This window comes from Actinomadura sp., from assembly GCF_044508335.1.
Classification (GTDB): domain Bacteria; phylum Actinomycetota; class Actinomycetes; order Streptosporangiales; family Streptosporangiaceae; genus Spirillospora.
In genome coordinates this window covers 101,649-123,232 of record NZ_JBIQHY010000006.1, presented here as the reverse complement: position 1 = coordinate 123,232, position 21,584 = coordinate 101,649, and the positions used below count along the sequence as shown (strand labels likewise).

Sequence of the window (21,584 nt, the reverse complement as noted above, 5' to 3'; positions counted from 1 at the left end):
GCTGCTGTTGAGCGACGAGGAGAGGGTGGACATGGCGGCGGCCAGGACGGCCGCCGTGGCCGCCAGGGCGGCGCGGGTGCGGACGGTGCCCGCGACCAGGGCGCCCAGCCCGCCCGGACGCGCGGACGGGACGCCGGTCCGGCACGCCCAGGGCAGCGCGAGCCGCCCGGCCGCGGCCGCGATGAGCGCCGCGGCGGCCGGATGCGGCGCCGAGGCGAGGGCGGCGACCTGGATCAGCAGCGTCAGCAGCAGCGTGACGACGCCGAACGGGCCGATGTCGGACCGCTTCATGACGCCGAGGGCCTCGCCCGCCGGGCGGCCGCTGCCGAGGCCGTCCGCGAGGTCGGCCAGGCCGTCCAGGTGCAGGGCGCGCGTCGCCGCGGCGGTCGCGGCCACCGCGAGCGCGGCCGCCAGCGGGGCGGACAGGCCGAGCAGGCCGCCGGCGAGCAGCACCAGCGCGGCGGCGCCGCCGGTGATCAGGCCGGCGGCCGGGGCGAGCAGCATCGCGGCGCGCGCGGTGTCCCGGTCGGCCCGCGCCCGGCCCGCCGGGACGACCGTCAGCAGCGTGACCGCAAGCCGCAGCCCCTCGATCACCGGAGCTCCGCGACGCGTCCGGCCACGACCAGCGCGGCCTCCTCCGACTCGGCCGCGAGCCGCTGGTTGACCAGGCCGAGCATGTCGCGGAACGCCCGCCCCGACGCGGTCGACGGCACCAGGGAGAGGCCGACCTCGTCGCTGACCGCGACGACCCGCGCCGCCGTGTCCCGCCACGCGGCGACGAGGCCGTCGATGCGGGGGAGCACCAGGGACGGGTCGTCCCAGGCGCCGGTCTCGTCCATCGCGGCCGCGAGCCACGTGCCGAGGCCGTCCACCAGGACCGCGCCGGTCTCGGACGCCAGCACGTCCGCCAGACCGGTCGTCTCGACCGTGCGCCACCAAGCCGGGCGGCGGAGCCGGTGCGCGGCGACGCGCCGCGCCCACTCCGGGTCGCCGTCGCCCGCCGGGCCGGTCGCGACGTAGAGGACGTCCGGGCACGCGGCCAGGCGCAGTTCGGCCTCGGCCGACTTCCCCGACCGGCTCCCGCCCAGCAGCAGGGTGCGGAACGGGCCGGGCCGAGGCCGGGTCCAGAAGGCCATGCGGCGCTCCAGTTCGGCCTCGGACGGCAGCCGGTGGTCCACGTGCACGGCGAACACCCGCGTCGTGGACGCGACGGCCCCGGTGCGGCGCAGATACCCGAGGTGCTCCGGGGAGCCCGCGAGGTCGAGCAGGACGGCCGCGTACTCCGCCCCGGGAACCGGCTCCGGCCGCGCCCCCGGCCCCGCGGCCACCAGGACGAGGCCGCCGTCCGGGCCGCGCACCTCATACCCGCCGGGCACGTCCGTCCGCGGCAGTTCGTCCAGCGGCACACCGTCCACGCGGGCCGCGAACGGTTCGTGCCGGACGCCGGCGGCGCGCAGCCGGCCGCAGGACGCGCACCGGCACCCCGGCGCGGGCCAGCCCCGCGCCGCGGCGATGCCGCGGAGTTCGATGTCCATAACGGTCGGAACTCTACGGTTACGCTCGCCCTGGAACGATCGCGATGCCCCGCAGGAGGAGACCGGTGGGCAACCCCCCGAACGCGCCATGGCCCCACCAGCCGGGACCGCAGGGCCCGGGCGGCCCGCCGCCCTACGGCCCTCCTCCCCTCCCGCCGGGCGGACCCGCGCCGGCCGTGCCCGGCGGTTTCGGCCCCCCGCCCGGCCCGCCGCCGCCCCCGCGCAAGGGCGGCGGCGGAGGAATGGCGCTCGCGCTGGTCGGCGGCGGGCTCGTCCTCGTGCTGGTCATCGCCGCGGTGGTCGTGCTCGCCCTGCAGAGCGGCGACGACGGGGGCGGGGGCGGCGGCACCGGGCTGCGGGTCGGCAAGATCGCCGGAGGCGCGGAGGCCGCGCCGCAGGAGGACGGGAGCCTCGTCATGTCCCGGCCGGGGGTCGCCTCGCCCGTCGTCGAGATCTACGAGGACTTCGCCTGCCCGCCCTGCGGCGAGTTCGACCGCAGGCACGACCCCATGCTGAAGCAGCTGGTGGTCGCGGGACGCGCCAAGGTCGTGTTCCGCCCGATGGTGATCTTCGGCGAGAGCGTCCAGCCGGCGCACGACAACTCGCTGCGGGCGGCGGCCGCGCTGCGCTGCGTCGGCGACGGCGCGCACTGGCTCTCCTACCAGGACGCCCTCTACGAGCACCAGCCCAAGAGCGAGAGCACCACCGGCTACACCACCGGCGAGCTGCTCTCCGCGGCGGAGCCGCTCGGGCTGACCGGCGACGACTTCACGTCCTGCGTGAAGAACCAGAGCCACGCGGCGAGCGTGCAGGAGGTCAGCAAGGGCTACATATCGTCCGGCCTGCGGGGCACGCCCACCGTGCGGGTCAACGGGCGGACGCTGGCCTCGTCCGACACCGAGAGCCCCGAGGCGCTCCGCCGCGCCATCGAGGCCGCGTCCTGAACCGGCCCGCGAGCCGCTAGTCTCACCGCGACGAGGGAGGACGACGCGATGGCGTGGAGCTGGCGTTTGGAGAAGGCCGACGGACGCGCGGTCGGCATGTCGGAGGAGACCTTCTCCACCCAGGCGGACGCGGAGAGCTGGCTGGGGGAGAACTGGCGGGGACTGCGCGCCGACGAGGTCGACAAGGTCGTCCTGCTGGACGGCGAGACGCTCGTCTACGAGATGAGCCTGCTGGACCCGGAGTGAGCCGGGATCGCTGAACGGGGGCCGCGGGGCCGGAGCTCCGCGGCCCCCGTTCAGCGCCGGGCCGCGGCGCGCGTCAGGGGCGCTTGCGCGGGCTGACGGTCTTGGCGGGGTCGCGGATGACGACGTCGCCGAGGACGTCGTCGACGCGCTTCAGCACGTCGGCCTCCAGCTTCACCCCGGCGGCCTTCACGTTGTCGACCACCTGCTCGGGGCGGGACGCGCCCACGATCGCCGCCGACACGTTCGGGTTCTGCAGCGTCCAGGCGATGGCGAGCTGCGCCATCGACAGCCCGAGCTCGTCGGCGATCGGCTTCAGGTTCTGCACGCGGGTCAGCAGGTCGTCGTTCAGGTAGCGCTTGATCATGTCCGCGCCGCCCTTGTCGTCGGTGGCGCGCGACCCCTCCGGCAGCGGCTGCCCCGGCTTGTACTTGCCGGTCAGCACGCCCTGCGCGATCGGCGACCAGACGATCTGCCCGATGCCCTCGCGCTCGCACAGCGGGACGACCTCCGCCTCGATGACCCGCCACAGCATCGAGTACTGCGGCTGGTTGGACACGATCCGGTCGAAGCCCATCTCATCGGCGATCTTGAGGGCGCGCTCGATCTCCTCCGCCCGCCACTCCGAGACGCCGACGTACAGGACCTTGCCCTGCCGGACGAGGTCGTCGAAGGCGCGCAGGGTCTCCTCCAGCGGCGTCTCGTAGTCGAACCGGTGGGCCTGGTACAGGTCCACGTAGTCGGTGCCGAGACGGCGCAGGGAGCCGTGGATCGACTCGAAGACGTGCTTGCGGGACAGGCCCCGGTCGTTCATGCCGGGCCCGGTGGGCCAGTAGACCTTGGTGAAGATCTCCAGCCCCTCGCGGCGCTGCCCCTTGAGCGCGCGCCCGAGGACCTCCTCGGCGCGCGTGCCCGCGTAGGCGTCCGCGGTGTCGAAGGTGGTGATCCCCTCGTCGAGGGCCGCCCGCACGCACGCGCGCGCCGCGTCCTCCTCGACCTGGGAGCCGTGGGTGAGCCAGTTGCCGTACGCGATCTCGCTGATCTTCAGACCGCTCCGGCCCAGGTTTCGGAACTCCATGCCCTCGACCCTAGCCCGGAGATGATCGGCGAAACGCCGCCGGAACGTCCGGTGGAGGCCGCCGGCCCCGCGCCCGCCCCTGCCTCCCGGACCCCGCCGCTCAGACCCCGCCGCTCAGATCTTGTCGGTCTCGCCGATGCGCACCTGCGGGTTCGGGATCCGCAGCCGGCGGATCTGCATGGCGCGCATCGCGGCGTACATCCCGACGCCCTTGGCGTCCTCGCCGGGGTAGCGCTCGGCGGCCAGCTTCTTGATGCCGCGGCTGAGCAGCAGCCCCTCGCCGAACACCACGAGGAGCAGGACCGGCGGCGCGAACAGCACGAGCAGCCGGGCCGCGGGGATCGGCAGCATGCTCAGCAGCACGATCACGAACATGGCGTACATGAGGTACGAGCCCACGGTGCGGCGCGAGTCGACGTAGTTGCGGGCGAGCCGGCGCACCGGGCCCTTGTCCCGCTTGAGCAGGTGCTTCTCGTCGCCCTTGGCCATCCCCTCCCGGGCCTTGGCGCGCTCCTCCGCCAGTTGCGCCCGGCGCCGCTTGTGGGCCTCCTTGCCGGTGGACGGGGCGGTGATGGGCTGGCGGCGGCGCTTCTCGGCGTCCCTCCGCTTGGGCGTGGGACGGCCCTTGCCGCCCGGCTTTACTACCTGAGGAGGATTCGCCGGGGCCTCAGGGGTACGACGCTTGAACACGGGATCAGCCTACCGGCTGCGAACATCATGGCTGCCTCGCGCGTTAACGCGTAGGGTGATAAGAACCCCAGCAGTGGTCATTGAGCCCAGTTCACGACTGAGGCGACAGCACGAAGGGACCGGCGCCGCGCGATGAGCGTGATGAAGCGAATGTCGATGATCTTCAAGTCCAAGGCGAACAAGGCATTGGACCGGATGGAAGATCCTCGGGAGACCCTCGATTACTCCTACCAGCGCCAGCTGGAGATGCTGCAGAAGGTTCGTCGCGGGGTCGCCGACGTCGCCACCTCGCGCAAGCGTCTCGAACTGCAGATCAACCAGCTCGAGCAGCAGCAGAGCAAGCTGACCGACCAGGGCAAGAAGGCGCTGCAGGTGGGCCGGGAGGACCTCGCCCGCGAGGCGCTGACCCGCCGCGCCGGGCTGGAGAGCCAGCTGAACGACCTGCGCGGCCAGTACCAGCAGCTCCAGGGCGAGGAGGAGAAGCTCACGCTCGCCTCCCAGCGGCTGCAGGCCAAGGTCGACTCCTTCCGCACGCGCAAGGAGACCATCAAGGCGACCTACACGGCCGCCGAGGCGCAGACGAAGATCAACGAGGCGTTCTCCGGCATCTCCGAGGAGATGGGCGACGTCGGCCTCGCGATCCAGCGCGCCGAGGAGAAGACCGACACGATGAAGGCGCGCGCCGGCGCGATCGACGAGCTGCTGGCCTCCGGCGCCCTGGAGGACTTCTCCGGCCCCAAGGACGACATCCAGGCCGAGCTCGACCGGATGGGCTCCGGGCCCGGCGTCGACCTGGAGCTGGAGCGCCTCAAGGCCGAACTCGGCCAGGGCCCCGCGCCCAAGGAGCTGAACCAGGGCACGCCGACCGCGCAGCCGCAGCAGCAGCAGCAGGACACCCCGCAGCAGGCCCCGTGGCCGAACAACCCCGGGGGTGCCCAGTGATCGTCCGCCTGATGGGCGAGGGCCAGCTGGACGTGGCCGAAGAGGACCTGTCCTCCCTCAACGCCCTCGACGCCGAACTGGAGTCGGCGATCGAGTCGGGCGACGAGACGGCGTTCCGCGCCGCGCTGCACGCCCTGCTGGAGAACGTCCGGAAGGTGGGCAAGCCGCTCCCGGCCGACAGCCTGGAGCCGTCCGAGCTGATCCTCCCCCCGGCCGACGCGCACATCGACGAGGTGCGCTCCATGCTCGGGGACGAGGGGCTCATTCCGGATTGACCCCCGCGAACGGGGGATCTGGGGGTGTTCCCCAGAACGACGCCGCGGGGCCCCGGGGGAGTGCCGGTCCGTTATGGACACTCAGGCACAAAACCCGGGTCTCGTGCGTTGATACAAATGAATAAGAGCAAGGAACTGGGGGTGGCCGCATGGCCAGGACGCGCTACGCCTCCGACCGGGGGCTGACATCGCGGATGCTCGTGACGATGTTCCTGCTGGGGCTGGTGTACGTCGTCTTCGTCGGAGCATTCTTCGTCTTCGTGCCCGAGTGGGCGTTCGTCGCGCTCGGCGTCGCGGTGGCCTTCCTGTTCGCGCAGTACTTCTTCTCCGACCGGATGACGCTGTTCGCCATGCACGGCCGCGTCGTCTCGCCCGAGGAGGCGCCGGAGCTGCACGGCGTCATCGACCGCATCTGTGCGATGTCGGACGCCCCGAAGCCGAAGGTCGCGATCGCCGACACCGACGTGCCGAACGCGTTCGCCACCGGCCGCAACCAGAAGAAGGCCGTCGTCTGCGTCACCACCGGGCTGCTGCGCCGGCTCGACCCGGTGGAGCTGGAGGGCGTCCTCGCGCACGAGATGGCGCACGTCGCGCACCGGGACGTCGCGGTCATGACGATCGCCTCGTTCCTCGGCATCTGCGCCGGGCTCATCACCCGCTTCGGGCTCCAGTGGGGCCTGTGGGGCGGGTTCGGCCGCCGCAGCAACGACCAGAACACCGGCCTGATCCTGCTCGCCGTGGTCGCGGCCAGCGCGCTCGCCTACGCGGTCAGCTTCCTGCTCACCCGCGCCCTGTCGCGGTACCGCGAGCTGTCCGCCGACCGCGCCGCCGCGCTGCTGACCGGCCGCCCGTCGGCCCTGGCCAGCGCGCTGACGAAGGTCAGCGGCGAGATCGCGCGGATCCCGACCAACGACCTGCGGTCGGCGCAGGCGTTCAACGCGTTCTTCTTCACCCCGGCGTTCGGCAAGGGCTTCAGCGTCTCCACGCTGTTCTCCACCCACCCGCCGCTGGACAAGCGCCTCGCGCAGCTCTCGAAGATCTCCGACCAGCTCAGCAGGGGAGTCTGATCCCGTGGGTTTCCTCGACACGCTGCTCGGCCGCTCCAAGCCGGTCAAGCCCGACCTCGACCAGATCTTCGGGCTGTCGTCGGCGGCGATCACGCTGGAGGCGGCGACGGGGTTCCGCCCGACGGGGCGCGGCTCGGTCTGCTTCCGCGCGGCGGAGGGCGGCGCGTTCGCCCGGCTGCAGGCCGACGTCCAGGAGCTGCTGGACGCCGACCAGGGCCCCAAGGTAGAGATCAGCAACGACTCCTACGGCTACACGTGGCTGCTCGCCACGCACCCTCCTGAGGAGCTGCCCGCCCTGGTCACCGACCTGCACGCGGTGAACTCGACCCTGGAGTCCGGCGGGTTCGGCCCGCACCTGCTGTGCTCGCTGGCGGGGTTCCGCGGCCCGGAGGGGCAGCGCCTCGCCCTCGTCTACCTGTACAAGCGCGGCACCTTCTACCCGTTCGCGCCGCTGCCCGGGGACAAGCGCGACAACGCGCTCGAGCTCCAGGTGCGCGGCGCGATCGGCGCCGACCTCCCCTTCGAGCAGGACCTCGGCCGCTGGTTCCCCGTCTGGGGCGCCCCCGGCCTGTGACTCGTTCCCGGTGACCCGTTCCCGGTGATCCGCCGCCTCTGATCCGTTTCTGCGTCATCGGACGCTGTGCGGCGGTCCATCGCGGTCTAACGTCGGGGCATGACGCCCTCCCGCGACACCGGCGAGCGGAGCCTGACGTGGCGGATGCTCGCCGCGATGGTCCTGGTCGCGCTCGTCTACGCGGCCGCCGCGCTGCCCGCGTTCCTGGCCGGCCCGGTCTGGGGCGCGGCGGCGGTGGCGGCCGCCGTGACCGTCGCGGTCTTCTCGGCGCGCGCGGCGGACGGGCTGGTCCTGCGCGCGATGGGCGCCCGCCGGGTGACCGCCGCCGAGGAGCCGGAACTGCACGCCGTCCTGGACCGGCTGTGCATGTCGTCCGGCCTGCCCAGGCCGCGGCTCGCCGTCTGCGCCGTGCACGCGCCCAACGCGTTCGCCGCCGGCTCCGGCCCCGGCTCGGCCGAGGTGTGCGTCACCGAGGGGCTGCGCGCCCTGCTCGGCCCGGCCGAGCTCGCCGCCGTCCTCGCGCACGAGACCGCGCACGTCGCCAACCGGGACGTGCTCGCCGGCTCGGTCGCCGAGTTCCCGAGCGCCGTCGCCGACCTCTTCCTCGGCTGGTGGGCGGACCTGTTCACCGCCCGCGGCAGAGGCGCGGCGAAGAGGTCCGCGGGCATGCTCGCCGGGGTCGTCCTGCTGCCCCTCGCCGCGGCGGCGGCGGTGCTGTACGCCGCCGGCACGCTGGTGCTCCTCGCCTTCTCGCGGCACCGGGAGCTGTGCGCGGACTCCACCGGGGCGCTGCTGACCGGGCGGCCCGCCGACCTCGCGTCCGCCCTCGAAAAGATCACCGAGGAGCTGCGCAGGTCGTCCCGGGAGGACCTGCGGGCGCTGCGCCCGGCGGGCCACCGCTCCGTGGTCGCCGCCCGCGGCTCCGGCGCGTCCGGCCTGCTGTCCACCCATCCGCCGCTGCGGCGGCGCCGCGAGCGGCTGGCCGCCCTGTCCTGGCGGCTCGCGGGCGGGGGCTGACGGTGGGCATCGTCGACGCCCTGCTCGGCCGGCCCGCGCCCGCCCCGCCCGGCGCCGGGCTGCTGCTCGCCCTGCCCGCCGCCGCGCCGGCGCTGGAGGCGGCGACCGGGTTCGTCCCGACCGGTGAGGGCGGCGTCTGCCACCGGCTCGTGGAGGGCGGGGCCTTCGGCGCGTTCGGGCGCGCGCGGCGGGAGGTCGCCCGGCTGCTGCCCGCCGGCGGGACCCGCCGGACGGAGACGGCCGACGACCCGCACGGGTGGGGCTGGACGCGCGTCACCCGCCCGCCGGGCGACTTCGGCGGGCTGGTCGCGGACCTGCACCTCGTCGAGGCGACCCTGGCCGCCGCCGGGTACGGGCGGTACCTGCTGTGCTCGGTCGCCCGCTTCCGCAGGGGCGAGGGGCTGCAGCGGCTCCTGCTCGTGCACGCGCCCGTCCGGGGAGCGTTCTACCCGTTCGCGCCGCGCCCGCCGGACGGCCCGCAGGACTCGCGCCGCCGCAACAACCTGGTCGAGACCCGCGCCCGGGACGCGCTCGCGGAGCACCTGCCCATGGAGCCCGACACGGCCCGCTGGTTCCCGGTGTGGGACGCCCCCGGGCTGTGAGGCCGGGGGCGTCCCGCGAGAACGGCTAGGGCAGGGCGAGCATCTGGTCGAGGGCGGCGCGGGCGTAGTGCGCGGTCTCCTCGTCCACCTCGATGACGTTCTGGACGTCCCCGGCGGCGAGCGACTCCAGCGACAGCACCAGGTGCGGCAGGTCGATGCGGTTCATCGTGGAGCAGTAGCAGACCGTCTTGTCGAGGAACATGACGTTCTTGTCCGGGTGGGCGTTCGCCAGCCGCCGGACGAGGTTCAGCTCCGTGCCGACCGCCCAGGACGAGCCGGGCTCGGCGGCCTCGATCGTCCGGATGATGTACTCGGTCGAGCCGATCTGGTCGGCGGCCGTGACGACCTCGTGCCGGCACTCGGGGTGCACCAGGACGTTCACGCCGGGGACGCGCTCGCGGACCTCGTCCACCGACTCCCTGGTGAACCGGCCGTGCACCGAGCAGTGCCCGCGCCAGAGGATCATCTTGGCGTCCCGCAGCTGCTGCGCGGTCAGCCCGCCCTCGCGCCGGTGCGGGCTGTAGACCACGCAGTCGTCCAGCGAGAAGCCCATGTCCAGCACGGCGGTGTTGCGGCCGAGGTGCTGGTCGGGCAGGAACAGGACCTTCTTGCCCTTGGCGTAGGCCCACTCCAGGGCGCGCTTGGCGTTGGACGAGGTGCACACCGTGCCGCCGTGCCGCCCGACGAACGCCTTGATGTCGGCGGAGGAGTTCATGTACGTGACGGGGACGACGTCGTCGGCGACGCCGGCGTCCTCCAGCACGTCCCAGCAGTCCTCGACCTGGTCGAACGTCGCCATGTCCGCCATCGAGCAGCCGGCGGCGAGGTCGGGCAGGATCACCCGCTGGTGCGCGGCGGTCAGGATGTCGGCCGACTCGGCCATGAAGTGCACGCCGCAGAACACCACGAACGGCGCCTCGGGCCGGGCCGCCGCCTTCTGCGCCAGCTTGAACGAGTCGCCCGTGACGTCGGCGAACTGGATCACCTCGTCCCGCTGGTAGTGGTGGCCGAGGACGAACACCCGGTCGCCGAGGGACGCCTTGGCGGCGCGGGCGCGTTCCACCAGCGCGGGGTCGGAGGCCGGCGGCAGCTCGCCAGGGCAGTCGACGCCGCGCTCGCTGTCCGGGTCGGCGCCGCGGCCGAGCAGCAGCAGCGGAAGGTCGCTTACCGGGGTGGTCATCGGGAGTCTCCCTTCGCGACGGAGGCTTATCGTCGCTTTGACGACTAATGATGGCACATCCTCGGGCCGGCGGTACTGTGACGTAGAACGCACCGCGTTCCGGTGTTAGACCCGGCCGATAAGCGGAATGGGCTGCCGGGGAGGTACGTTGTCCTACGGGAAGAGGCGTACGACGTCCTCGGACAAGCGACAGGCCGCCGCACCGCGGCGCAGCGAGACCCGGGAGCTGAACACATGACGGTTTCAGGCGAGACCACGCAGGAGACCACGCAGCAGGGCGTCATCCTCACCGACGCCGCCGCCGAGAAGGCCAAGGGCCTGCTCGAGCAGGAGGGCCGCGACGACCTTGCGCTGCGTGTCGCCGTGCAGCCGGGCGGCTGCTCCGGCCTGATCTACCAGCTCTTCTTCGACGAGCGGGAGATGGACGGGGACCTCGTGCAGGACTTCGGCGGCCTGAACGTGCGCGTCGACCGGATGAGCGCGCCCTACCTCACCGGCGCCACCATCGACTTCGTCGACTCGATCGAGAAGCAGGGCTTCACGATCGACAACCCGAACGCGTCGGGTTCCTGCGCCTGCGGCGACTCCTTCAACTGAGCGTCCGCGACGCGAGCGGGACGTCCGCGGAGGGCGGTCCGGGCCGGTGCCCGGGCCGCCCTTTTCGCGTCTTCCCGCTGCGCTCCGGCGGTGGTCCGTGGTGCGATGGGGAAGTACTAGTCTTGCCGGGTTCGAAACAGCCGGTGAACAGCCGGACGACCACGACGAGGAGAGCGACGCCGTGCGCATCGCCGTGACCGGTTCCATTGCGACCGACCATCTGATGACCTTCCCCGGAAGGTTCACCGACCAGCTCCTGCCCGACCAGCTGGACCGGGTGTCGCTGTCCTTCCTGGTGGACGAGCTGGAGATCCGCCGCGGCGGCATCGCCGCGAACATCTGCTTCGGCATGGGCAGCCTCGGCAAGGAGTCGATCCTCGTCGGCTCGGTCGGCGACGACTTCGCCGACTACCGGTCCTGGCTCGAGCGGCACGCGGTCGACACCGAGTCCGTGCACGTGTCGGAGATCCACCACACCGCCCGGTTCCTGTGCACCACCGACCAGGACCAGAACCAGATCGCCACCTTCTACGCCGGCGCGATGAGCGAGGCCCGGTCCATCGAGCTGAAGCCCGTCGCCGACCGCGTCGGCGGCCTCGACCTCGTCGTCGTCAGCCCCAACGACCCCGACGCCATGCTCCGGCACACCGACGAGTGCCGCACCCGCGGCATCCCGTTCGCCGCCGACCCGTCCCAGCAGCTCGCGCGCATGGACGGCGCCGACGTCCGCCGCCTCATCGACGGCGCCGCGTACCTGTTCAGCAACGACTACGAGAAGGCGCTCGCCGAGGAGAAGACCGGCTGGAGCGGCGAGGAGATCCTGTCCCGCGTCGGCGTCCGCGTGACCACCCTCGGCGCCAAGGGCGTCGTCATCGACCGCGCGGGGGAGGAGGGCGTGCACGTCCCCTGCGTCCCCGTCGAGAACATCGCCGACCCGACCGGCGTCGGCGACGCGTTCCGCGCCGGATTCCTGTCCGCGACCGCGTGGAGCCTGCCGCTGGAGCGCGCCGCGCAGGTCGGCTGCGCCATCGCCGCGTACGCGCTGGAGGCCGCGGGGCCGCAGGAGTACGCGCTCGCCCGCGGCGACTTCCTCGACCGGTTCGCCGCGGCCTACGGCCAGGACGCGGCCGACGAGATCGCCCCGCACGTCAGCTGCCCGCACCCGTGACCCGACGCGTTCGGAGGGCCGCGCGCGGCGCGGCCCTCCGAACGCGGTCAGTACGTCCGGCGTATGTGGAAGCCCCAGCCGCCCTGCTCGAGCGTCTCCTCGCCGACGAAGTCCTGGGACTTCATGCGGCACCAGGCGGGCACGTCGGTGCGCGCGGCGTCGTCGTCGGCGAGGACGGCGACCACCTGGCCGACCGGCACCTCGCGGATCCGCTCGGCGAGCATGATGATCGGGATCGGGCACTTGCGGCCGAGCGCGTCGATGACGAGCACGGGCGGCGGGCCGGCGGGGGGCGCCTGGCCGGGCGGCGGCGCGCCGTCGGGCGGCGGCGTCCCGTTCCTGGCGCGGCCTCGGAACCTCATGGGCGCGACCGCCTCCCCGTCTCGAAGGTGTTCATCGTCCGGCCGTCCTCATCGTCTCGCGCAGGCGGGCGACGGCGCCGGGGAGCACGGTGAGGAACCGGTCGACGTGCGCCGCGTCGACGCCACGCGGCAGCGATACCCGCACGTTCCCATGGGTAACCACTCCCATCGCCTCCAGCACGTGACTGGGACGAAGCGTATCCGCCGTGCACGAGCTGCCGGACGAAACCGCGAAACCCAGCCGGTCCAGTTCGGTCAGCAGCGCCTCGCCCTCGACGTACAGGCACGAGAACGTCACCAGGTGCGGCAGCCGCCGGACCGGGTCGCCCACCACCTCCACGTCGGGGACCCGCCGCGGCACCTCCGCGCGGATGCGGTCCACCAGCGCCGAGACGCGCGGCGCGTCCGCCGCCATGTCGGCACGGTACGCCTCCAGCGCGGCCGCCGCCGCCGCGATGGCCGGAACGTTCTCGAATCCGGGGACGCGGCGCCCCTCCCGCTCGTCGTCCGGCAGCGGCGAGCGCCACCGGACGCCCTTGCGGACGGCGAGCACCCCGACGCCGGCCGGGCCGCCCCACTTGTGCGCGCTGCCCGCGAGGAACGACCAGCCGCCGGGGACGTCCGCCCGCCCGAGCGACTGGGCGGCGTCCACGAACAGCGGGACCCGGGCGGCGCGGCACGCCTCCGCCGCCTCGGCGACGGGCTGGACGGTGCCGACCTCGTGGTTGGCCGACTGCAGGCACGCGAGCGCGGTGTCCGCGCGCAGCGCCGCGGCGAACTCCGCCGGGTCGACGCGGCCCGCGCGGTCGACGCCGACGACGGTGACCTCGCCGCCGTCGCGCTCGTGCCGCTCGGCGGCGTGCAGCACGCTGGAGTGCTCCACGGCGCTCACCACCAGGTGCCGGCCGACCCGCCGGCGCGCCTGGAGCCCCCCGAGGACCGCCAGGTGCACCGCCTGGGTGCCCGACGAGGTGAACGACACCTCGTCGGGGCGCGCGCCGAGGACGCCGGCGACGCGCGCGCGGGCCCGGTCCAGCACCAGCCGGGTGGCGCGCGCCCTGCCGTACAGCCGGGCGGGATCGGCCCACGCCGCGTCCAGCGCCTCGAGCAGCGCCGCGCGCGCCGCGGGGTGCGGCGGCTCGGTGGACGCCGCGTCGAAGTAGGCGGCGTCTGCGCGGGAGGCGCCGGAGGGGCCGCCCGCCGTGCTCGGATCTGCCACGCTGAAACACTAACCGGGCACCCGATCGGGGGTGTGCGCGACCCTCGCGCTAGGGTGTCCACCACACGTGTAAACAGTGATCTCACCGCCCGGCCGACCGGGCTTCATCCGTGGGGAAGGCATTCCGTGAGTCCGACCCGCTCTGGGGAGCGGCGTACGCCTGTGCGCAGTCGCCGCGCATTGAGAAGCGCCGGTGCGCTAGGGCTGCTTGCGCTGTCCGCGACCGGCTGCAGTGGTACCCGGCTGGGCCTGCCCGAGCCGATCAGCGTCCAAGGCGAGCGCATGCTGCACCTGTGGCAGGGCTCCTGGATCGCGGCGTTCGCGGTCGGGGCCGTCGTCTGGGGCCTGATCATCTGGGCGATCCTGTTCCACCGGAAGCGCTCCGACGACCTGCCGCCGCAGGTCCGCTACAACATGCCGATCGAGATCCTCTACACGGCGGTCCCGTTCGTCATCATCGCGGTCCTGTTCTACTTCACCGCCCGCGACGAGAACTTCGTCGAGAAGACCACCGACAACCCGCAGGTGGTCGTCGACGTGACCGGGTTCCAGTGGAGCTGGCGGTTCGACTACAAGCAGGGCGACGAGACCGTCGCCTCCGTCACCGGGGTGCCGGTGGCCCCCAACGGGCCCGCCTACGGCAAGCCCGTCCTGACGATCCCCGCCGGCAAGACCGTCCGGGTGCGGCTGCACTCCGACGACGTCATCCACTCGTTCTGGGTACCCGCGCTGATCTACAAGAAGGACGTCATGCCGGGGTACACCAACGAGTTCGAGTTCACGGCGACCAAGCTCGGCACCTACGAGGGCCGCTGCGCCGAGCTCTGCGGCGTCGACCACAGCCGGATGCTGTTCCAGCTGAAGGTCGTGACGCCGGAGCAGTACGACAAGTTCATCGCTGATTCGAAGCAGCGACTGGCCGCGGGAGGTGGCAAGTGACCGCCACGAGTCACGCCCCGAGCGCTCCGATCACCGCGCCGCGGACGAGCAAGGGGCGCCTCATCGCCTCCTGGCTGTCGTCCACCGACCACAAGGTGATCGGCTACCTCTACCTGATCACCTCGTTCTTCATGTTCCTGTTCGGCGGCGTGCTGGCCCTTATCATCCGCACGGAGCTGTTCGATCCGGGGCTGCAGGTCGTCAGCAACGAGCAGTTCAACCAGCTGTTCACGATGCACGGCACGATCATGCTGCTGATGTTCGCGACGCCGCTGTTCGCCGGCTTCGCCAACGTCATCATGCCGCTGCAGATCGGCTCGCCGGACGTGGCGTTCCCGCGGATGAACATGCTGGCGTACTGGCTGTTCCTGTTCGGCAGCCTGATCGCGCTGTCGGGCTTCCTGACCCCCGGCGGCGCGGCCAGCTTCGGCTGGTTCGCCTACGCCCCGCTGTCGGACGCGGTCCGCTCGCCAGGCGTGGGCGGCGACCTCTGGGTGATGGGCCTGGCCATGTCGGGCTTCGGCACCATCATGGGCGGTGTCAACTTCATCACCACGATCCTGTGCATGCGGGCGCCCGGCATGACGATGTTCCGGATGCCGATCTTCACCTGGAACGTCCTGCTGACCTCCATCCTGGTGCTGCTGGCCTTCCCGCCGCTGGCGGCGGCGCTGCTGGCCCTTGAGGCCGACCGCAAGCTCGGCGCGCACATCTTCGACGCCTCGCACGGCGGCGCGCTGCTGTGGCAGCACCTGTTCTGGTTCTTCGGGCATCCGGAGGTCTACATCATCGCCTTGCCCTTCTTCGGCATCGTGACGGAAGTCCTCCCGGTGTTCAGCCGCAAACCGGTCTTCGGCTACATCGGCCTGGTCTTCGCGACCATCAGCATCGCGGGCCTGTCCATCACCGTGTGGGCCCACCACATGTTCGTCACCGGCCAGGTGCTGCTGCCGTTCTTCTCCTTCATGTCGTTCCTCATCGCGGTGCCGACCGGCATCAAGTTCTTCAACTGGGTGGGAACGATATGGCGAGGACAGCTCACGTTCGAGGCGCCGATGGTGTTCTCGCTCGGCTTCCTCGTGACGTTCCTCTTCGGCGGGCTGACCGGCGTCATCCTGGCGTCCCCGCCGATGGACTTCCAGCTGTCGGACACCTACTTCGTGGTGGCGCACTTCCACTACGTCGTCTTCGGCACCGTCGTGTTCGCGATGTTCTCGGGCTTCTACTTCTGGTGGCCCAAGTTCACCGGCAAGATGCTGAACGACCGGCTCGGCCACGTGCACTTCTGGATGCTGTTCATCGGCTTCCACGGCACGTTCCTCGTCCAGCACTGGCTGGGCGCCTCGGGCATGCCGCGCCGGTACGCCGACTACGCGGCCGAGTTCCACGGGCTGAACGAGGTCTCGACCATCTTCTCGTTCCTGCTCGGCGCCTCCATGCTGCCGTTCTTCTACAACGTCTACATCACGTGGAAGAAGGGCAAGAAGGTCGACGTGGACGACCCGTGGGGCTACGGCAACTCGCTGGAGTGGGCGACGTCGTGCCCGCCGCCCCGGCACAACTTCAACTCGATCCCGAAGATCCGTTCCGAGCGGCCGGCGTTCGACCTGCACCACCCCTACGTGGGTGCGAAGGGCGAGCTCGCCGGGACGAAGGGGGAGTAGCCGATGCGCGTCCAAGCGTTCATGTTCTACGGCACGGCGGTCTTCTTCCTCGCCACCGACGTCGTGTACTGGCTGTGGTCGAACGACTGGACGGGCACCTCGGTGCTCGGGCTGGCCGTCGGCCTCGCCGGGCTCATCGGGTTCTACATCCACTTCACGGTGCGCCGCCTCGAGCGCGCGAACGCGGGCCCGCTGTACGAGGACGACCCCGAGGGCGAGATCGCGGACGCCGCCGGCGAGGTGGGCTTCTTCAGCCCGCACAGCTGGTGGCCGCTGTTCGTGGCGCTGTCGGCCGCGGCCGTCGCGCTCGGCATCGTGTTCGGCTGGTGGCTCGTCATCTTCGGCGTCTGCTGCGCGATCCTGACCACGCTCGGTCTGGTCTTCGAGTACTACCGGGGTCATTTCGCCCACTAGTCGGTAAAAGAACCCCATCAAGGGCCGGTGTCCGCATTTAGCGGGTACCGGCCCTTTCACATACTGGGCGCCGTTCCAGCGACCGGGCTGGGCAGGCGGACCGATCGCCCAGGAGGACGACCGGGGGGACCACATGCGGGTGGGGGGCTCGGGACCGGGATGCGGGGGGCGGCGCGCCGCCGCCGTGCTCGTAGGCGCGACCGTCGTGGCGGGGGCCGCGGCGTGCTCGGGGCGCGAACCGGACGCCGTGGAGACCGTGCGGCTCGCGGTGTCGCCCGCGAGCGGCGGCGGGAAGCTCAAGCCGGACAGCCGGATCGACGTCCGTGCGCAGCGCGGGACGATCGAGAACGTCACGGTGTCGACGAAGGACGGCGTGGTCGAGGGCGACCTCAGCGCCGACCGGACGCAGTGGCGGTCGCGCTGGTCGCTGGAGCCGGGCAGGACGTACACCGTCGCCGCGACGGCGCTCGGTGAGGACGGCAAGACCAGGACGGTCTCCAGCCGCTTCACCACCGCCGAGGTCGAGAAGACCAACGACGTGACGATCGAGGCGCCCTACGACAAGGAGACGGTGGGCGTCGGCATACCGATCGTCATGAACTTCGAGCGCCCGGTGAAGGACCGGGCGGCGGTCGAGCGGGCGCTGGAGGTCACCGCGGACAGGACCGTGGAGGGCGCCTGGCACTGGTTCGGCGACCAGCAGGTCGTGTTCCGCACCAGGCAGTACTGGCCCGCCCACACGAACGTGAAGTTCACGGCGCACCTCAGCGGCGTGCGCACCGGCGGGAACGTGTACGGCGGCCGCAACTACTCCGTCGACTTCAAGATCGGCGACTCGCACGTGTCGACGGCGGGCGAGGACACCCACAAGATGGTCGTGATGGTCAACGGCAAGAAGGCCCGCACCATCCCGACCAGCATGGGCAAGGGCGGCGCGCGCATGTACACGACCACCAACGGGGTCCACCTGACGATGGCGAAGGAGGACCCCACCACCATGACGTCGGAGTGGATGGGCATCAGTCCCGGAAGCCCCGGCGGCTACAGCCTGACCGTGTACAAGGCCGTGCGGATCTCCAACAGCGGCGAGTACGTGCACAGCGCGCCGTGGTCCGTCGGCTCCCAGGGGCACGAGAACGTCAGCCACGGGTGCATCAACATCAGCCCGTCCAACGCCAAGTGGTTCTACAAGCTCAGCCAACGCGGCGACGTGGTGAAGGTGACCGGCAGCAAGCGGGAGCTGGAGCCCGACAACGGCTGGGGCTACTGGCAGCTCGGCTGGAACGACTGGGTGAAGGGCAGCGCGCTGAAGCGGCCGGTGACGACCGCGCCGCACGCGGACGCGGCGACGCTGTCCTCGCAGCAGGGCCGGAACCCCGAGGCGCCGGCGAAGCAGGGCGCCGAGGGGAACTGACCGCCGCGCGTCCCGCCGCCGTGCCCGTTCAGCGGAGCGGCGGCGGGACCCCGACCCCGTTCATGCGCGCCCAGTCGCGGGCCATCGCGATCCGGTCGGGCCCGGACGGGTGCGTCATCCAGAGGACGTACTCCAGGGCGTCGGGGCTCAGGTCGGAGATGTTGCGCACCGACAGCTCGTGCTGCATGGACACGAACGTCGACGGGTCGCGGGTGAGGTTCAGCGCGTGCGCGTCCGCGCGGGCCTCGATGCGCCGGCTGACCAGGTTCTGCACGGGCGCGGCGAGCTGCGTCCCGGCGGTGACGAGCGCGAGCAGCAGCGCGATGGTGCGCGGGTCCGCCGCGCCGCGCCGGCCGTCCGGCTCGTCCGGCGCGCCGCCGGGATCGACCCCCGCGCGCCGCAGGAGCCGCGGAGAGGTCATCAGGAGGTAGAGGAGGCACAGGGCCCCCGCGATGCCCAGCGCGCCCACGAGCGTGCCCCACAGGACGTCGTCGCGTTTGGCGTGGCCCAGCTCGTGCCCCACGATCGACTCGATCCGCGGGCGCGGGGACCTCAGCAGCGTGTCGTAGAGGACGATGCGGCGCGTGGAGCCGAACCCGGACACGTAGGCGTTCAGCGACGTCGTCCGGCGGGAGGCGTCCGCGACCAGGACGTCCTTCACGGGCACTCCGTCCCGCTCCGCCATCGCGAGGAGCTCGGTGCGCAGCCGCCCCTGCCGCAGCGAGTGGAAGTCGTTGAACACCGGCTCGACGACCACCGGGTAGATGAACGACACCAGCACCACGAGGAGGAATCCCCCGGCGGCGGCGCCCGTCCACCAGTAGCGGGGGAACCGGCGGACGAGGGCGTACAGGAGCAGCAGCGCGATCGTGCAGATGACCCACGTGACGCCGAGCGACTTCAGCTGGTCGACGAGCCACGCGGGCCGGCTCTGCGTGGACAGCCCGTACCGGCGCAGCACCGACTCGCGCCACACGTCGAACGGCAGCCCGGCGACGCGCAGCAGCGCCGTCAGCGCCGCCGCCGCGACCATGACCTTGAGGGGGCGGCGCCGGGTGCGGGCGGTGACCAGGCCGATGAAGCGGGCGCCGAGCGGCGTGAAACCGAGGACGAGGATCACCGCGACGCCGGCCAGGAGCCCCGCGTACGCGGGCGGGTTGACGGCCGAGTCGAACGCCCTGGAGCGGGCGATCTCGGCCGGCGTGAAGTCGAGCGCGGGATCGGCCCGCACGCGGCCGCCGGGCACATGCCCCGGCAGCGGGTTCCACGGGGTGGTCAGCGCGAGGACGGCCGCGACGGCGGCGAACAGCACGGCGGCGGCGACGGCCGCGGCGACGCGGGGCCGCCGCGCCCGCGCGGCACCGGACGCTCCGCCCTCCGCGCTCTCGCCCCGCGCCTCGCCCGCCCGCTCGTCCGCCCGTTCGTCCGCCAGGTCCTTCATGGGGGGACGGCCCCCGGCGTCCTCCGGATCGCTTCGCTCGCTCATCTGAGCAGCTCCTTCTTCACGTAGTCGCGCCAGAGGGCGGTGAAGCGGTCCCGGGTGAGACCGAGCACGTCGCGCAGCGCGGCGGCCTCCGAGACGCGCCCGGCCGTCCGGTAGAGCCGGACGAGCGCCGCCTCACCGTACCGGTCGGCGACCATCCGGCAGGCGAGCCAGGACTCCTGGTACGCCTGGGACAGGCGCGGGGAGCCGCCCGCGAACGCGGCCGCCGCAGGCAGCGCGGCCGGGACCCGCCCCGCGGCGACCTCGCGGCGCAGCTCGCCCGCCGCCGACCGCACGCTGATCTTGACGCGCCGGTACCCGACGTAGTCGGCGAAGCCCTCGATGAGCCACAGCGGGGTCCGCCGGTCGCGGGCGCCGCCCATGGCGACGTGGGTCAGCTCGTGGGTGAGGACGACGTCGCGGCCGAGGCCGTTGAGGCGGCCGAAGGTGCCGGGGGAGACGATGACGCGGTCCTCGCCCCGGCCGGCGCCCGCCGCCGGCACGACGGTCGCGAGCGCGGCGATCTCGTCGAGGCTCTGGCCGGGGCCCGCGAGCGCCGACGCGAGGGCCGTGTCCGCGGGGACGAGGGCGACGACCCGCTGCGCCCACCCGCGGCCGACGACGCTCGTGACGACGGGCACGGCGGCGTCCAGGCGCTCGGCGATGCCTTCGAGGCCGCCCGCGTCGCCTATGACGAGGCCGGCGCGGCCCTTCACCACGCTCAGGGGGCCGCCGTCCCAGATGCAGGCGTCGTCGGTGAGCCCGTGGGACGCTCCGTCCCCGACGACCGTCCAGGAGCCCGAGCGCGGCGCCAGGGCGAGGTAGCGGGTGCGGGCCGCGTAGCCCCTGTCGTAGCCGCGCAGCCTGTAGCGCATCTCCGTGCGGACGACGGCGCCCCTCCCGTCCGCCGCCTGGGTGGCGACGACGCGCTCCTGCCAGCCCTCCAGGGGAAGCCTGCGGAGGTTGTCGAACATGCGGGACTGGACGTCCTGGAACGCCCGGGGCGCACTGCCGACCGTGGCGAGGAAGGCGGCGCGGTCGCCGTCCCGCACGGCTCGCGCGCGGTTGGCGAAGAGGGGGGCGGCGGCCTCGGGCGCGAACGCCCCGGCCGCGCCGGACGGATCGCCGCGGGAGGCGCGGTCCCGCGGCGGCGCGCCGCCGCCCGGCCGGGCGCCGAGGAGGCCGGCGCCGCCCGCCAGCAGCGCGGCGGCGCCGCCCGCGCCGAGGGCGAGGACCCTGCGCCGCGACAGGGAGCCCCCGCGCTCCGGACCGTCCTCCATGGCCGCGATCCTATGCAGCCCGCGCCGCCCGGAGCGCCGTCATGACCGGTAGTCGGGGTATCCGTAGCCGACGACGTCGTCGGCCGAGCGCTTCTTGATCTTGACGGCGTTGCCGGTGTTGCCTTCGACGGCCTCGATGGTGTCGCCGTCGATCTTCTTGACCACGATGCCGACGTGCCGGATGTCCTTGACGGCCTTGCCGCCGCTCCACGCGTAGAAGACGATCGCGCCGGGCCGCGGCTCGGTGCCCCAGCGGCCGTGCTGCCGGAACCAGCGGGCGTGGGCGACCGTCCAGGCGTCGATGCCGATCTGGTCGGTGAAGCCGAGCTGCTCGCCGACCCAGGAGACGAACATGTCGCACCACTGCGCGTCGCTGTAGCCGCTGATGGAGCCGCCGTCGCGGGCGACGGTCTCCTTGGCGCGGGCGGTGCCCATGTACCACTTCTGGAACTTGGTCTCGCCGCCGCCGTCCTCGGTGACGCCCACCTGCGACTTGGCGATCTCGATGGCCTCCTCGGCGGTGGGCCGCGCGTCCCCGGACTTCCCGGGGGCGGCCGCCTTCGGCTTCTTCACCGGCCCGCCCCGCGGGCGCTGGCCGTCCGGGCTCTTCCCGGGCTTCCCGGGGGCCTTCTCCGCCGTCCGGGCCGATCTGTCCTTGGACGCGCCCTTGGACGAGCCGCCGGCGGCCTTCTTCGCCGTGGTGACGCCGGCCGCCGCGGCGGCCGCCGGCGCGGAGGCGAACGGCAGGACGGACGCCTGCGCGGTGGCCGCGGCGGTGCCGAGCACGGCGGCGCCGACGAGCACGCCGCCGGTCGTCCGCCAGGTGACGGACAGGGTGGAGGGCTTGCGGTGCTTGCCCGCTGTCTTCTTGCGATGTGCGCCTGGCACGGGGGGACA

General features: G+C 72.8%; 24 protein-coding genes. 14 read left to right on the top strand and 10 right to left on the bottom strand.

Annotated elements, in window-relative coordinates:
• Both ACIWVC_RS04455 and ACIWVC_RS04450 read right to left on the bottom strand, forming a co-directional pair.
• Positions 1-594, bottom strand: a 594-nt coding sequence (locus ACIWVC_RS04455; RefSeq protein ID WP_396453827.1) for an adenosylcobinamide-GDP ribazoletransferase, incomplete at its 3' end; no start/stop codon positions are given.
• Positions 591-1,535 (bottom strand): bifunctional adenosylcobinamide kinase/adenosylcobinamide-phosphate guanylyltransferase, encoded by a 945-nt coding sequence (locus ACIWVC_RS04450; protein ID WP_396453826.1) that lies wholly within the window; start codon positions 1,533-1,535, stop codon positions 591-593. The genes ACIWVC_RS04455 and ACIWVC_RS04450, both read right to left, overlap by 4 nt.
• Positions 1,536-1,777: 242 nt before the next feature.
• Between ACIWVC_RS04450 and ACIWVC_RS04445 the strand changes: the two genes are divergently transcribed.
• Positions 1,778-2,479, top strand: coding sequence for a DsbA family protein (locus ACIWVC_RS04445; protein ID WP_396447244.1), 702 nt, complete (start codon positions 1,778-1,780; stop codon positions 2,477-2,479).
• A gap of 48 nt (positions 2,480-2,527) precedes the next feature.
• On the top strand, positions 2,528-2,725 hold the full coding sequence (locus ACIWVC_RS04440; RefSeq protein WP_396447243.1) for a hypothetical protein: 198 nt from the start codon (positions 2,528-2,530) through the stop codon (positions 2,723-2,725).
• A gap of 73 nt (positions 2,726-2,798) precedes the next feature.
• Here ACIWVC_RS04440 and ACIWVC_RS04435 read toward each other — a convergent pair whose 3' ends face one another.
• Together ACIWVC_RS04435 and ACIWVC_RS04430 are read right to left on the bottom strand one after the other, a co-directional pair.
• Positions 2,799-3,800 (bottom strand): aldo/keto reductase family protein, encoded by a 1,002-nt coding sequence (locus tag ACIWVC_RS04435; RefSeq protein ID WP_396447242.1) that lies wholly within the window; start codon positions 3,798-3,800, stop codon positions 2,799-2,801.
• A 114-nt stretch (positions 3,801-3,914) separates the two neighbouring features.
• Positions 3,915-4,490 (bottom strand): DUF3043 domain-containing protein, encoded by a 576-nt coding sequence (locus ACIWVC_RS04430; protein ID WP_396447241.1) that lies wholly within the window; start codon positions 4,488-4,490, stop codon positions 3,915-3,917.
• Between the two features lie 132 nt (positions 4,491-4,622).
• Between ACIWVC_RS04430 and ACIWVC_RS04425 the strand changes: the two genes are divergently transcribed.
• The 6 genes from ACIWVC_RS04425 to ACIWVC_RS04400 all read left to right on the top strand — a co-directional run bounded on the left by ACIWVC_RS04425 (position 4,623) and on the right by ACIWVC_RS04400 (position 8,967).
• Positions 4,623-5,432, top strand: a complete 810-nt coding sequence (locus ACIWVC_RS04425; RefSeq protein ID WP_396447240.1) for a PspA/IM30 family protein — start codon at positions 4,623-4,625, stop codon at positions 5,430-5,432.
• Positions 5,429-5,707, top strand: a complete 279-nt coding sequence (locus ACIWVC_RS04420) for a hypothetical protein (RefSeq protein ID WP_396447239.1) — start codon at positions 5,429-5,431, stop codon at positions 5,705-5,707. The genes ACIWVC_RS04425 and ACIWVC_RS04420 overlap by 4 nt, the downstream gene beginning before the upstream one ends.
• 149 nt (positions 5,708-5,856) lie before the next feature.
• Positions 5,857-6,774, top strand: a complete 918-nt coding sequence (gene htpX, locus ACIWVC_RS04415; protein ID WP_396447238.1) for a zinc metalloprotease HtpX — start codon at positions 5,857-5,859, stop codon at positions 6,772-6,774.
• Between the two features lie 4 nt (positions 6,775-6,778).
• A complete protein-coding gene (locus tag ACIWVC_RS04410) occupies positions 6,779-7,348 on the top strand; it encodes a hypothetical protein (protein WP_396447237.1) in 570 nt (189 codons plus the stop codon).
• A gap of 99 nt (positions 7,349-7,447) precedes the next feature.
• Positions 7,448-8,365, top strand: a complete 918-nt coding sequence (locus tag ACIWVC_RS04405; RefSeq protein ID WP_396453825.1) for a M48 family metalloprotease — start codon at positions 7,448-7,450, stop codon at positions 8,363-8,365.
• 2 nt (positions 8,366-8,367) lie between these two features.
• Positions 8,368-8,967: a hypothetical protein gene (locus tag ACIWVC_RS04400; RefSeq protein WP_396453824.1), complete on the top strand. Its 600-nt coding sequence runs from the start codon at positions 8,368-8,370 to the stop codon at positions 8,965-8,967.
• A gap of 25 nt (positions 8,968-8,992) precedes the next feature.
• On the opposite strand, the gene nadA is transcribed toward ACIWVC_RS04400, so the two are convergent.
• Entirely contained in the window at positions 8,993-10,147 is a 1,155-nt protein-coding gene (gene nadA / locus ACIWVC_RS04395) for a quinolinate synthase NadA (RefSeq protein WP_396447233.1), read from the bottom strand.
• Between the two features lie 234 nt (positions 10,148-10,381).
• Here nadA and ACIWVC_RS04390 point away from each other — a divergent pair, with 234 nt between their 5' ends.
• Entirely contained in the window at positions 10,382-10,744 is a 363-nt protein-coding gene (locus ACIWVC_RS04390) for a HesB/IscA family protein (RefSeq protein WP_396447232.1), read from the top strand.
• Between the two features lie 181 nt (positions 10,745-10,925).
• Positions 10,926-11,912 carry a carbohydrate kinase family protein gene (locus ACIWVC_RS04385; protein ID WP_396447231.1) on the top strand — a complete coding sequence of 329 codons (987 nt, stop codon included), beginning with the start codon at positions 10,926-10,928 and terminating at the stop codon, positions 11,910-11,912.
• Positions 11,913-11,959: 47 nt separating this feature from the next.
• Here ACIWVC_RS04385 and ACIWVC_RS04380 read toward each other — a convergent pair whose 3' ends face one another.
• The gene (locus ACIWVC_RS04380; protein WP_396453823.1) at positions 11,960-12,274 is read right to left on the bottom strand and encodes a sulfurtransferase TusA family protein; all 315 of its coding nucleotides are present in this window, start codon (positions 12,272-12,274) and stop codon (positions 11,960-11,962) included.
• Positions 12,275-12,305: 31 nt separating this feature from the next.
• Positions 12,306-13,493: a cysteine desulfurase family protein gene (locus ACIWVC_RS04375; RefSeq protein ID WP_396447229.1), complete on the bottom strand. Its 1,188-nt coding sequence runs from the start codon at positions 13,491-13,493 to the stop codon at positions 12,306-12,308.
• Positions 13,494-13,775: 282 nt separating this feature from the next.
• Between ACIWVC_RS04375 and coxB the strand changes: the two genes are divergently transcribed.
• The 4 genes from coxB (at position 13,776) to ACIWVC_RS04355 (ending at position 17,924) form a co-directional block, all read left to right on the top strand.
• Positions 13,776-14,432, top strand: a complete 657-nt coding sequence (gene coxB, locus ACIWVC_RS04370; RefSeq protein ID WP_396447228.1) for a cytochrome c oxidase subunit II — start codon at positions 13,776-13,778, stop codon at positions 14,430-14,432.
• Entirely contained in the window at positions 14,429-16,096 is a 1,668-nt protein-coding gene (gene ctaD / locus ACIWVC_RS04365; protein WP_396447227.1) for a cytochrome c oxidase subunit I, read from the top strand. Before coxB ends, ctaD begins: the two co-directional genes overlap by 4 nt.
• Before the next feature lie 3 nt (positions 16,097-16,099).
• Complete coding sequence (locus ACIWVC_RS04360; RefSeq protein ID WP_396447226.1) at positions 16,100-16,510, top strand: cytochrome c oxidase subunit 4; 411 nt, start codon at positions 16,100-16,102, stop codon at positions 16,508-16,510.
• Between the two features lie 205 nt (positions 16,511-16,715).
• On the top strand, positions 16,716-17,924 hold the full coding sequence (locus ACIWVC_RS04355; RefSeq protein WP_396447225.1) for an Ig-like domain-containing protein: 1,209 nt from the start codon (positions 16,716-16,718) through the stop codon (positions 17,922-17,924).
• Positions 17,925-17,952: 28 nt separating this feature from the next.
• Here the strand turns inward: ACIWVC_RS04355 and ACIWVC_RS04350 are convergent, their stop codons facing one another.
• The 3 genes from ACIWVC_RS04350 to ACIWVC_RS04340 are packed head-to-tail and all read right to left on the bottom strand — an operon-like array spanning position 17,953 to position 21,575.
• On the bottom strand, positions 17,953-19,410 hold the full coding sequence (locus tag ACIWVC_RS04350) for a M48 family metallopeptidase (RefSeq protein ID WP_396447224.1): 1,458 nt from the start codon (positions 19,408-19,410) through the stop codon (positions 17,953-17,955).
• Positions 19,407-20,687 carry a hypothetical protein gene (locus ACIWVC_RS04345; RefSeq protein ID WP_396447223.1) on the bottom strand — a complete coding sequence of 427 codons (1,281 nt, stop codon included), beginning with the start codon at positions 20,685-20,687 and terminating at the stop codon, positions 19,407-19,409. The genes ACIWVC_RS04350 and ACIWVC_RS04345 overlap by 4 nt, the downstream gene beginning before the upstream one ends.
• 39 nt (positions 20,688-20,726) lie before the next feature.
• Positions 20,727-21,575, bottom strand: a complete 849-nt coding sequence (locus ACIWVC_RS04340) for a CHAP domain-containing protein (protein WP_396447222.1) — start codon at positions 21,573-21,575, stop codon at positions 20,727-20,729.
• Between the last annotated feature and the right edge of the window lie 9 nt (positions 21,576-21,584).